At 62.3% G+C, this 12,389-nt stretch carries 8 protein-coding genes and 1 pseudogene; 5 read left to right on the top strand and 4 right to left on the bottom strand.

What is annotated here, in order from left to right; all coding sequences use genetic code 11:
* Positions 1-10: 10 nt before the first annotated feature.
* On the top strand, positions 11-730 hold the full coding sequence (gene pnuC / locus ADA16_RS05330) for a nicotinamide riboside transporter PnuC (protein WP_048759829.1): 720 nt from the start codon (positions 11-13) through the stop codon (positions 728-730).
* Between the two features lie 10 nt (positions 731-740).
* Positions 741-1,400, top strand: a complete 660-nt coding sequence (locus ADA16_RS05325; RefSeq protein ID WP_048759827.1) for a hypothetical protein — start codon at positions 741-743, stop codon at positions 1,398-1,400.
* Here the strand turns inward: ADA16_RS05325 and ADA16_RS05320 are convergent.
* From ADA16_RS05320 to ADA16_RS05310, 3 genes are all read right to left on the bottom strand, one after another.
* Positions 1,397-3,097, bottom strand: coding sequence for an FUSC family protein (locus tag ADA16_RS05320; protein ID WP_048759825.1), 1,701 nt, complete (start codon positions 3,095-3,097; stop codon positions 1,397-1,399). The two genes, ADA16_RS05325 and ADA16_RS05320, sit on opposite strands and share 4 nt — an antisense overlap.
* Positions 3,098-3,163: 66 nt before the next feature.
* Positions 3,164-4,810: a peptide chain release factor 3 gene (locus ADA16_RS05315; protein WP_048759822.1), complete on the bottom strand. Its 1,647-nt coding sequence runs from the start codon at positions 4,808-4,810 to the stop codon at positions 3,164-3,166.
* Between the two features lie 121 nt (positions 4,811-4,931).
* Positions 4,932-5,825 carry a Cof-type HAD-IIB family hydrolase gene (locus ADA16_RS05310; protein WP_048759820.1) on the bottom strand — a complete coding sequence of 298 codons (894 nt, stop codon included), beginning with the start codon at positions 5,823-5,825 and terminating at the stop codon, positions 4,932-4,934.
* A gap of 181 nt (positions 5,826-6,006) precedes the next feature.
* Here ADA16_RS05310 and ADA16_RS05305 point away from each other — a divergent pair, with 181 nt between their 5' ends.
* The gene (locus ADA16_RS05305; protein ID WP_048759818.1) at positions 6,007-7,458 is read left to right on the top strand and encodes a glyceraldehyde-3-phosphate dehydrogenase; all 1,452 of its coding nucleotides are present in this window, start codon (positions 6,007-6,009) and stop codon (positions 7,456-7,458) included.
* Between the two features lie 333 nt (positions 7,459-7,791).
* Here ADA16_RS05305 and ADA16_RS05300 read toward each other — a convergent pair.
* A pseudogene (locus ADA16_RS05300) lies at positions 7,792-9,002 on the bottom strand (IS110 family transposase).
* A 478-nt stretch (positions 9,003-9,480) separates the two neighbouring features.
* Between ADA16_RS05300 and ADA16_RS05295 the strand changes: the two are divergent.
* Together ADA16_RS05295 and ADA16_RS05290 are read left to right on the top strand one after the other, a co-directional pair.
* Positions 9,481-9,984: an ECF transporter S component gene (locus ADA16_RS05295; RefSeq protein ID WP_239659349.1), complete on the top strand. Its 504-nt coding sequence runs from the start codon at positions 9,481-9,483 to the stop codon at positions 9,982-9,984.
* Positions 9,985-10,091: 107 nt separating this feature from the next.
* Complete coding sequence (locus tag ADA16_RS05290) at positions 10,092-12,338, top strand: ATP-binding cassette domain-containing protein (protein ID WP_239659348.1); 2,247 nt, start codon at positions 10,092-10,094, stop codon at positions 12,336-12,338.
* Positions 12,339-12,389 lie beyond the last annotated feature (51 nt).

Raw genomic sequence — 12,389 nt, 5'->3', positions numbered from 1 at the left:
TGAATAATTCGTGGAATACGTGTCGGATTTTTTGGTGGGTTTCCTCACCGCACAGCTCAGTGTGGCGGGAGCGCCAATCTTGATTCGTGAAATTGTCGGTAACCTCTTCGGCCTGGCGTGTGCCTTCCTAGGTATGAAACGCAAGGTGTGGGCATGGCCGGTCGGCATTATCGGAAATGCCTTGCTGTTTACCGTCTTTCTCGGCGGAGTTTTCCATACGCCGCAGAATCTTGATCTCTATGGTCAGGCTGGGCGTCAGGTCATGTTTATCGTCGTCAGCCTCTACGGATGGTTTAGCTGGGTCAAGACCCGAAATCAAAACGGCGACGAGGTCGCAATTGAGCCACGGTGGGCGACGGCATCGGAACGCATTGGGATGATCGCGGTGGCTATCTTTGCCACGGTAATCTGTGCCAATGTATTTGAGATGCTGGGCTCGTGGGGGCCATGGGCCGATGCCTGGATTTTCGTCGGTTCGATGCTGGCCACCTGGGGTATGGCCCGCGGTTGGAACGAGTTCTGGCTGATTTGGATTGCCGTGGATGCCGTGGGTGTGCCGCTACTGCTCAAGGGTGGCTACTACCCGTCGGCGGCGCTGTACCTCTTCTACGGTTGCTTCGTTATTTGGGGCTTTGTTTCCTGGATTCGCCTCGAGCACCAGCACGACAATGACCAGCAGGAGAACCCCGAGAACGACCAAGTACCGGCTTTGGCGGCAGCCGAGCGGTAGGATAGTCCAGGTGAGCTTCCGACCAGATAACTCCCGTACCAACCGCGCCCATCAAGCCGAAGAGCGTGCCCGCAGTCTTGTGCAGGACGTCCTCGACCGCGAGGAGCGGGTACGCAACAATCTGGCCAGCACTGATGTCGACCCGTGGACGATGCGTTTCGTCGTTGACGAGTCGATTTCCGAGGGCGCAATCATCACCTGGCGCAACGAGGCCACTCGTGCCCGCCGCATCATGCGCCGCTACGACATCCAGCGGGGCTACCGCGAGAAGTTGCGCGAAGTTGAAAAGCGTATCGACGCCATGTTGCACCTCGCGGAGTCATTGGAGGAATCGTGGGACGCTGCGGCGCACGCTTCGAAGAGGCTTTCCGACGCGGAGGCTCGCGATGTTGCCGCCTTCGAGCGCGAGCGGGAGCGGCAAAATGACGCGGCAGAGACCAAACGTCAGCGCGAAGAGAAAGTCCGCAAGTTGCGTCGGAAAGCGGAAAATATCGCTACCGATGCGTGGGATGCGGGCCGTGACGCGCTAGAGAAGCTGCCGCCGCTGTCGTCTTCGTTGAAAGACATTGCGTCCAAGTTCCGTTCCCGGGGCTCGGATGAGGAACCGCGCGAGGTGCGGCGGGCAACCGCTCGCGACCTGCGCAAGGAGCCTCCACTGCCGGAGGACTAGTATTCCTCGGACTTAGCTGCCTGAACCACTTCGGCGAGCTTGGAAATCTCCTCGTGAGACGGCCTAGTATCTGGGTGCGTACGGCAGTAGTCCAACAGCAAGTAACCGGCCGTGCGAATGCGACGATGCCCATCCCAGTGTGGAGCGGCAGTTTCAGGATCGTTGGTGGCCAGAGAAGAGATAGCCTGGCGCTCGCTGAGCAGCTCGTACTGGAGATCGCGACGAATATCGAGTGCCTGATTCGGAGTGCCGGTTAGCAGCGCGCCGAGAAGAGCACCCATCTGTCGATAGCAGCGCGGAATATGACGCAGGTAGTGCTTCTCAATGCTCTCGGTTGGCCAGAAGTGCAGAACAGCTAGAGCCAGCGCGCAGGCGATACCGACTTCCAAAACACGATCGGTCACAATCGGTGCGAGCTCGCCAGCAACATTTCCGCCCAGCAGCAGAGCCAGCGGAGTGGTGACGATCGTCGTCAGCGCATAGTTCTTCACCACGAGAATCTCCGCGCCGAATTGGCAGGCTGCAAGCGCGATAAGTAGCGTCCAGCTGTCCAGGCCAAAGGAAAAGAGCAGCGCATAGAGGAAAATGCCGATAATCGAGCCCACCATGCGGTGAATCCCTCGAATCGAACCGGCGGTGCGGTCGGGGCCCCACTGTAGAGTCATCAATGCGCTGACCACCGCCCAGTCAGGTCGGTCAAGACCGACTAGCACGCTGATGAGGCCGGCTAAGCCGCCAGTAATAGCCACCTTTGCCGCAGTCATTGACGCATGGGAATAGCGATCGAAAGAGCGGAAGATTCGGTAACTCACGCTTGGTCGCGCGAGTGGAATGGTTGTCTGTGTCTCGTCGAAGAGGTTAGGCGTGTCCACGATGTCCACAGCGCTGCCGTGCACGCCCAAGCGTCCGCGGATAGCAATCAGCCGCTGATGAGCAGCAATGACACGGTTGACCAGTTCCGTATGGGAGGGCTTGACGATTTTGCTGCCACGGATGATGCCTGCGTCGGCAAGCGATTCCCATGCGTCGGTGAGTGCAGTTTGCGCCTGATGATGAACGGCGAACGATGTCGAGTCTGACTTTTCCATCGCCTCGATGGCTGATTCAAGGGATTGGACAGCCGCCATCTCGGGACCATGCGGATTCCACAACCGCGGTGCCATTCCGATGACTATCGCGGAAAGCACACCAACGGCAGCCCACATGGCGGTTTCAACCGGGTTGAAGCCAAGGCGGGCGACCATTGTTGTGCCGCCGGAGACCATCACAATGAAGAATGACCCCGGTGGTGGCAGGCGCAGTGCGTTTTGGATAAAGGCCCCGACCGTAGCCAACGCCGTGGTAAAAAGCGCGATGAGCAGCAGCCATAGATTACTGCCGCCGGAAGCGATCTCACTGTGGACCACTGAGCCGACAAAACTGCCGGACATAACGCCGGCAATCAGGCATAGCCCGGCGATGGCCATCACGCGCAGGCGACTGCGGTAGGGGTGGCCTTCGCCATAGATGACCACGCAACCACCAGCGGCGATAAGGAGCATCTCCGAGCCATGTCCGGTGAGAAGTGCCAGGGCGCCCGGCAAGAATAGCGCGAGTGCTGCGCGGAGGGCACCTGGCCATCTCTGCGCACGGGAGTGGAAGGCAGTAAAAAGCTGCCATGCACTCGGTTGTGGAGGAAGCTCAACCGTTTGGCTCAATGTTGGTGAAATCTCCTTATCTATATTGGGTTGTTATTGGGTTGTCGCTGTAGGCGGCCGAGAACTCTAGTCAGCGACCAGCGTCTCGAGCGTGAACTCCGGGTGCTCCTTCTCAATGAAGGACAGCTTCCACTTGTCGCCGAAGAGGGCAATGAGGGCGCCGTCGGAACGCGTGAAGATCTCCACGCCGCGTTGCTTTGCAAGCTCCGGCGCGGTCTCTTCGTCCGTGCGGCGGGCGACGGAGTAAGGGATGGGATCTGCGATGGTTTCGACGTTGTACTCGTTTTCCATTCGCGCCATCATCACCTCGAACTGCATCGGTCCGACCGCGGCCATGACCGGGGCGGCATCGCCGCGGGCATCGTTGCGCAGAATCTGCACCACGCCCTCGGCATCGAGCTGATCGACAGCCTTGCGGAACTGCTTGTACTTGCCCAGGCTCTTGGCGCGCAGGGTGCGGAAGTGCTCCGGTGCGAACTGCGGCATCGGCTTGAATTGAACCTTGCGGCCCTCGTAAATGGTGTCACCCGGCGCCAGCGAACCCGCATTGACCAGGCCGACAATGTCGCCCGGGTAGGCCGTCTCCACGGTCGAACGCGTCCGACCGAACACTGTCAGGGCGTACTTTGTAGAAAAACTGCGTCCCGACTGCGCATGCGTGACCTGCATGCCGCGGTCAAACTCACCAGAGACAACGCGCATGAACGCCAGCTTGTCGCGGTGGTGCGTATCCATACCCGCCTGCACCTTGAACACGACGCCCGAAAAATCATCCGTCGGTTCGCGCTTTTCGACGATAGTTCCCTGGCCGCCAGCCGCAGCAGCGGCAACGGCAGCCGGGTCGGACTCGCGGGCGCCAGGTGCCGGAGCCAGTTCGCAGAGAGTGTCCAGGATCTGGTGGACACCCCAATTCAGCATGGCCGAGGCGAAAATCACCGGAGAGGTGTCGCCAGCGAGGTACATCTCCTGGTCGTGGTCAGCGCTATCGGCGGAGAGAAGCTCGGACTCCTCGGCGGCGGTCTCCCAGGCATCGCCCTGTTCAGCGGCGGCCTCATCTGGGGTGAGGTGCCGCTCGGCGGCAATGGTGGCACCACCGGCAGTGCGCTCGAAGCTAATGAACTGCTTGGCTTCACCGTCCTCGCCACGCTCCAGTAGACCGCGGAAGTCGCCGGCTTCGCCGACTGGCCAGTACAGCGGTGTCGGCTGCAGGCCAATCTCCGCAACAATCTCATCCATCAGTTCCAGGGGAGCCTTACCCGGGCGGTCCCACTTGTTGATGACGGTGACGATGGGAATTCCGTTGGACTTACAAACCCGGAACAGCTTCAACGTCTGAGGCTCGAGACCCTTGGCGCCGTCGACAAGCATGACTGCGGCGTCGACAGCGGTGAGCACGCGGTAGGTGTCCTCGGAGAAGTCGGCGTGACCAGGCGTATCGACGAGATTGATCATGTACGGCTCGCCGTCGTGGCCCTCTGGTTGATACTCGAACTGCAGCGCGGAGGAGGCGATGGAGATGCCGCGATCCTTCTCCATGTCCATCCAGTCCGATACGGTCGACTTGCGGCCGGCTTTGCCGTGGACAGCACCAGCTTCGTTAATGACATGAGCATGTAGCGCCAATGCCTCGGTGAGTGTGGACTTACCGGCATCCGGGTGTGCGATGACGGCAAATGTGCGGCGGCGGGCGGCTTCTTCGGCGAGAGTGGTCACAGGGAGACTACGCTTTCCTCAAAAGAAAATCGGAATAAGGGAATCGGGTTCAACCTTTCTAACTTACCGCTCCAGTTGGGTAAGTGGTCAATTGCGGTTAGAGATGATGTTGGGAACAGTGCTAGAGAGTGAACAGCTTGCGTAGCGTCGTGATGACGCCTTCCTCCGCGTTCGACGGTGCGATGTCGGTGGCGCGGCGCTTGATTTCTGGATGTCCATTGGACATGGCAAACGAGCGGCCGGCGTGGTCGATGAGCTCCAAGTCATTCAGATAGTCGACAAAGCAGACGGTTTCGGCGGGAGAGACACCGATGGCCTGTTGCAGGGCGGCGAGTGCGGTGCCCTTGTTGGTGCTGGCATCGATGAGATCCACCCAGTGCTGGCCGGAGACGACCGCGCGCAAGTGCTTGCTCTGGGAGCGCAGGTAATCGGCGGATTCGTCTTCGACGGAGTATGGATCAAAAGCCGCGATCTTGACGATGCCATCCTCGGCAGCAGCGGCGATGACATCGTCGACTTTCTGCAGCTTCAAGTAGTACTTGGCGGCCTCATCGAACTGCAGCTGCTGGACTTCCTCCGGGATATTGAAGTGCGGCGGGAAAAACTCCACGTATGCGCTGGCAGCACCGCAGATAATAACTGACAGGGGAGTGCGGCCCGCCGCCACACGGTTGTCGTTGAACTGGCGGATAGCGTGCACCAGCTGAGTGACAATGTCGTGGTCGATACTGGTGACTGAGACCACGTGCCCCGCATCCGCAACATAGTTACCGTTTTCCGCGATGATGGGGATACGGTGCGCGATGGGGGCGAACTGGTCAGCCAAAGTGGCGTATTGGCGACCCGAAGCCGGGGCGAAGTAAACGCCACGGTCAAGGAGCTCGGTGATTACCGGCCAAAAGGAATCCGGGATTTCCTTGTCTTCATTTAATAGCGTGCCGTCCATATCCGTGACTACAAGGCGGTATGGCGGTTGGGTGGGAGATTGCTGCTGGATATCCGGGGTTTCCGTCATAGGCTCAATTGTAACGGGTAAGTAGGGTTCACTTTTCTCTTCCGGCGCTCGGCTGATTATCCCCCGATTGGGTGAAAGCTCGGCCACAATACGGGGTACCCAGTTGAGGGCGATAGCCGGTGAACGTCGTGTGCGGGGTATTTTGAGGGGGAACTCATATTCATTTAAGCCAGGAGGATTTATGTCGGATTCGGCCCCCATCAAGCGCAATGACTGGAATGAGCGCATCAGCCTTGCAGAGCAGATGATCCCCCTCCTGGGACAGCTGCGACGCAACAACGATGTCGTGACTTCAATCTTCGGCCGCCGACTGGAAAACGTCACCGAGACCGGCATCATTAAGTCGCACCGCTACGCCCGTCGCATTACCTCGCAGGAGCTGCCACTCAACCAGACTCTGCCGATCCTGCAGGAACTGGTGAAGATGGACCTTGGCACCGCCTCTATCGACCTAGGCGCCCTGGCTACCAGCTACGAAGAGGAAGGCGGCGACCTGCGCGCATTCCTCGAGCGCGAGCTTGCCGACGTCATCGGTGCCGAGACACACACCCCGAAGACCGACATTGTCCTCTACGGTTTCGGCCGCATTGGCCGTCTGCTGGCTCGCATTCTGCTGGCTCGCGAGGCACTGTTCAATGGCCCGCGCCTGCGCGCGATTGTGGTTCGCCAGAATGGTGAGGACGACATCGTCAAGCGTGCGTCGCTACTGCGTCGTGACTCCGTCCACGGTGCATTCGACGGCACCATCTCGGTCGACCGCGAAAACAACATTATCTGGGCAAACGGCACCCCAATCCAGGTCATTTACTCCAACGACCCGGCTACTGTTGACTACACCGCGTACGACATCAACGATGCGATTGTCATCGACAACACCGGCCGCTGGCGTGACCGCGAGGGGCTGTCACAGCACCTGCAGTCCAAGGGCGTTTCCAAGGTTCTGCTCACCGCGCCGGGCAAGGGTGATGTGAAGAACATCGTCTACGGAATTAACCACAGCATCATCGAGGAGTCTGACAGCATTTTGTCGGCAGCCTCCTGTACTACCAACGGCATCACCCCGGTGCTGAAGGTCGTCAATGACAAATGGGGCGTCGAGTTCGGTCACGTCGAGACCGTCCACTCCTTCACCAATGACCAGAACCTGATTGACAACTTCCACAAGGGGTCCCGCCGTGGTCGCGCAGCCACCCTGAACATGGTTCTCACTGAGACTGGTGCCGCAAAGGCCGTCGCCAAGGCTCTGCCGGAGTTCGAGGGCAAGCTGACCGGTAACGCCATCCGCGTTCCCACCCCGGACGTTTCCATGGCGGTGCTGAACCTGACCCTGGACACTGAGGTCGACCGCGACGAGGTCAACAACTACCTGCGTGAGGTTTCCCTGAAGTCCGTCCTGCGCCAGCAGATTGACTACATCCACTCACCAGAAGTGGTCTCCACTGACTTCGTTGGTTCCACCCACGCTGGCATCGTCGATGGTCTGGCTACCATCGCCAACGGTAAGCACCTAGTGCTCTACGTTTGGTACGACAACGAGTTCGGTTACTCCAACCAGGTTATCCGCATTGCTGAGGAGATCGCCGGTGCTCGCCCGCGCGTCTACCCGAAGCGTAAGCAGATCGACGAGCTCTAAGTCGGCGGTCCTGGGCTTGAGCTGTCGAGCCCTCGAACGCCTTCTTGCTCCTCCTAAACCACGGGGTTTGAGGCGATGGGGAGGGCAGGGGGAGGGGGACGGAGCTTTCGGTGCGGGAGGCCGCTATCGCTTACCGCTGGTGCACCTGGTTCTGCGCGGCTTCGGGCGCTGTTGGGCCGAGGGGTCGGCCGCCACTCGGTCCCGATCCGCGTGGGGTCCCTATGCGGATTGTCAATAGTCAGGCGGGACTTTCACGTACATCGTATGGGGTGTTGTATCCATGACTGACCGCCGGGCCGCATCATGCGGGTCGGCGGTGATTAGCCCAGCGGCCTACGCAGCCGTGGCGATGGTTCTAGCAGGGATTTCTCGGGAGAGCTTACGCCGAGTCAACAGGGCATAGATGACGTTGCAGCGGCTCCGGGCAAGCCGCATCACCGCGGCATTGTGCTTCTGTCCTTCAGTCCGTTTACGCGGGTAGTAGTCGCGCGATGCGGGATGGCAGTTCGACGCGATCCACGCCGATTGAAACATCGCGTTTTTCAACTGTTTATTGCCGGCCCTGGTGGGAAACTCGCCACGGACCGACGTACCCGACTGCCGGGTGGTCGGCGCGATGCCGGCGTAAGCGGCCAAGTGCGCGGCGTCGGCGAAGTCCTGGCAATCGCCGATGGACAACAAGATGTTAGAGGCGGTCTTGATGCCTACGCCGGGCATCGACATCAAGACCTGGGCAAGAGGGAACGATTCGAGCATCTCCTCGACTTGTCCGGCGATCGTGTCGCGCTGTGCTTGAAGCGCTTTGATGTTCGCCGCCAGCTGGGGAATGACCAATTCTGCTACCGCAGTGCCGGGTACCGTGACAGTTTGCTCGGCAAGGGCGGCGAAAATTGCGAGGGCAGCAGGGTCCTTCTTGGCGCGGTTGCGCATCCACTTCAGGACCCGGCCTCGACCTGCGGCGGCCAGTTTTGTCGGACCTTCGTAGTGGATTAGCGAGTCCAGCACCAGCGTGCGCGAGAGAATCTCGCCTGCAAAGACGCGCTCGAGTGCGGGGTGAATCTGTGTGAGCACGCTGCGAAGGCGGTTTTTCGTTCGGGTGGCGTCTTTGGTGATGTCGTCGTGGAATCCGGCGAGCATCTTCAGCGCTGCTAGTGCCTCGTCGTCGCGGTCGACTGCCCGCAGTGTGTGCGGCATGGTGCGGGCGGTGTCGGCGATGATGAATGCAGCCCGGCGGCGGTTTTTGATCGTCCAGGGTAGAAATCGGCTGCTTGTCGCATGGCTAGGTCGGGGAGGTCTCCGACCGTGCAACCGCAGTCGCGGGCCACGGCGATGGGCAGGGCGCCGATCGTGTTGGGTTGATTGACGACCATGAGAACGCTGCCGTGGGCTTGCATGGACGCGAAGATTTCGCGCCGTGCGGCTTCGTCTTTGGGCAGTGGTTTGTCGTAAATTCTCTCGCCGGTGTTGGTCAGCGCGCAGGCATGGTGGCCGGTTTTGCCGACGTCGAGGCCGATGATGATTTCGGGTGTTCTGGACGGTTCCATGGTGGTGTCCTTCTGTTGCGGCTGGTCGCCGGTGTCTTGGACATCCGTTGCAGGCACCCACGTTGCGACGAGACCTCTGTTTGGTCCGTGTCCCTATTAGCTGTCAGCGGTTGTCCCCGGTGTCCGGCGGCAACACCCCCGGATTATGGAAATGTTCACGCAGATAAGCCGTGCCGGGCCCGGTGACCGCGCCCCGTGAGGGGGGCACCATCACGGTAACGGGGGCGGGGGTAAGGCCAGTAAATTGAGCCTGGCGTAAGTCGATAAGCATTGCCTAACCTAATACTGTTTCAGGTGGTGTTCCCGATCGGGAATCGGCAACGGAAGCGAGGCGGCGACGATGAACGGAAAACGTGGATCGACCGGAGAACCCCTCTCCGGAGGGGTAGCCGGGGACGCGGGCCCAGACGGGACGGGTGACGGGCGGTTGGTGCACGTCGCACCGGTCGCAGCGGGTGGCCGACCATCCACCCGCGACATGCTCGTCGCCGCCGCGATCGGCGTCGCGGGGTCTCTCATCATCGTGCCCCTGACTTACCTGCAGGTGTTCGCCGGCATCGCCCACGTTTATCTCGTCGCGGCGACGCTCGGGTTGTGGTTCCTGCCGTGCGTTGTTCCCCTCATTGTCGTCCGCAAGCCTGGCGCGAGCCTTATCGCGTGCCTTGCCATGGGCGTCGTGTCCGCGGCGACCACCCCGTTCGGCGTCGCCGCAATCGGGGCGCTGATTATGGAAGGATTACTCATCGAGCTTCCGTTCATGATCACCCTGTACCGGCGGTGGACGCGTCCCCAGTTCGTAGCATCGGCGATATTGTTCTCCGCGCTGATGGGAACGATGGCCCCGCGCGCAGTCGGCGTCGACTCGCCGACCACGCCCATGACCCTGATCAGCTTCGCCGTAGCCTTGGCATCGAGCCTGGTGTTTTTGGTCCTGGGCTTTGCCGTCGCAAAGGGGCTTCGCAGCCGCGGGGTCACCCGGTGACCGGCGGAGCACCCGCGTGCGCCGGTGCGACACGCGGGACGGCCCCGGCCCGGTTACGGGTTAGTGGTGCGGGCGTGCGGCACGCCGATGGGCGATGGGCACCCGACATGGTGGATCTCTCCTTCGATTTCGGCACGATTAACGCCATCACGGGACCCGTGGGATGCGGAAAGACGAGCCTGGCCCACCTTATCGCTGGACTGATCCCCTCGCACATCCCCATCGACCATGCCGGATTCGTGCACATCGTCGATGCCGACGGCACCGAACGCCCCGTGGACGGGGACCGGGTCACCTTCGTCGGGCAAGATCCGGCGACGCAGGTGCTCACGCTCCGAGTCGTCGATGACGTGTCCATGGCCCTCGAGTTTTCCCTCGTGGAAGCCGACATCGTCGCCAAGCGATCAGCCGAGGCCCTATCGGAGCTCGGGCTGTCAGAGCTCGCGGAGAAGGATCCGTGGGCTTTGTCGGGTGGGCAACGCCAGCGGATGGCCATCGCCGGTGCGGTGGCCAGGGCGCCGGAGGTCATGATCTTCGACGAGCCCGCGGCCCACGTCGACGAGGACGGTCGGCGGGCGCTGTTCGCCGCCATCCGTGATTTGCGGGCCCCGGGGCGCGTCATCCTGCTCATCGAGCACGACCTCCGTCCGTTCGACGGGTGGGTTGACACGGTGACAATCCTCGATGCGGACGGGAGCGTCGCCGCGCACGGAGCGCCGGAGGGCATCGCGGTGAAGGGCATTGCGACGTCGGCCGCGACCGCCGGAGCGCCGGACGCCAGTACGCCGGGCACGGGGGCACCGGACCGTCTCAGTCCGGGCCGGCGGCGAAGGCCCCGGGGAGCCGGGGATGGCGCCGATCCGGAATCGGAGGCGGACGCCGTTCCACTGCTGGCCTTGACCGGAGCCCATGTGACCCGGGGCAGGGAGCGGATCCTGAACGGGGCCGAGCTGACACTGGAACGGGGCGAGATCCATGCCCTGGTCGGCACCAACGGAGCTGGTAAGTCCACCTTGCTGGCGGTGCTGTCGGGCCAGATGAAGGCGGGAGCGGACATCCGGATCGACGGCGAGCCAGCCCGGCGCGCTCCCGACGCCTTCGCGTCGTGGGCGTTCCAGAACCCCGAGCACCAGTTCACCCGCGCGACCGTCGCCGCGGAAATCGACTCCGCGCTGGCCGGCACGGACCCGCACGGGCCACTCGGCACCGATGACCTGCGGAAACTGCGGGAAGCCCTGTGCCCCCGGGCACTTGACCCCGTCTCGCCGTTCGTCCTGTCGGGCGGACAGAAAAGACGGTTGGGCATCTTCCTGGCGGTGGCGGCCAATCGCCGTTTGCTGCTTCTCGACGAGCCGTTGGCGCACCTGGATTCGCCGAGCTCGCGCATCGTACTGGATGCGCTAGCGGAATACGCCCGGGCCGGCGGAACCGTTGTGTTCACGTGCCACGACCGCCGTGTCGCGCGAACGTGGGCGGATCGGGCGAGCATCGTCGCCGAAGGGAAGGTCGCCTGGTCCGGTCCCGCGGCCGCCGTGCCGGCTGCCCCGGAGTCGTCCCGGCGGGATCGCGCACTGCCCGCCGCCGGCGCACGGACGTCCGGGGACGAAAGCCCCTGGACCGGTGAATCCGACGCTCGGAGGCGCGCGGGGTTGAACGCCATCACGATCGTCGCGGCGGTGATGCTCGTCCTCGTCGCCGGGCTGCTCTCCGGCGGAGACGCCGTTCTCGCGCTGACGGGGGGCGCGTTCCTCGCACTCGCTGCGATCGCGGAACGCGACGTTCGGGCGACGGCGGGGAAGGCCCTTCTCGTCCTGTTAATCGGGGTGTTCTTCGGCCTGCTCGGGTGGCGCTCCGAGTTCTACGGAGGTGGGGATCCGGCGGGGGCCGTCCGCCACGGCATCCATCACGGACTGCTGCTGACGGCCGTGTTCGCGGGGACGGTCCTGGTCTCCGCGTGCATGCGCGTCGAGGAGCTTTTCGACGCCATGGTGCAACGCCTCCGGGTGCCCTACACATGGTGCACCATAGCGATTGCCGGGGTGAGCATCGCGGCGTTCCTGCGCAGCGAAATCCCCCAGCTGACATGGGCGATTAGATTGCGCTCGATGCGACCGGAGCAGTCTTTCCGCTCCGGTTTCATTCGCGCGACGACGCCCGCGCGCATCGCCTTTCCCTTGTTCGTTAGCGCCGTGCGCTGCGCCGAAAAGCTGTCCCTGACCCTGGCGATGCGCAACTTCGGCCGCCATCCGTGGCGCACCTTCCGCACCAATCACCCCTGGCGAGTGCGTGACGGGTTCGCGGCCGCAGCGTCCGCCGCGGCCTTCGTCGCCGCCCTGGTGTCCGCAGTGACTTGACGGGCACCCGGAACCGGCGGGTCCCGGGCCCACGAGCGGTTCCGAGCTTGT

Source organism: Corynebacterium vitaeruminis (genome assembly GCF_001054325.1).
GTDB classification, from domain to species: Bacteria; Actinomycetota; Actinomycetes; order Mycobacteriales; family Mycobacteriaceae; genus Corynebacterium; species Corynebacterium vitaeruminis_A.
Note: the sequence above shows the minus strand (reverse complement) of the source record. Positions and strands in the feature narration are given on the sequence as shown.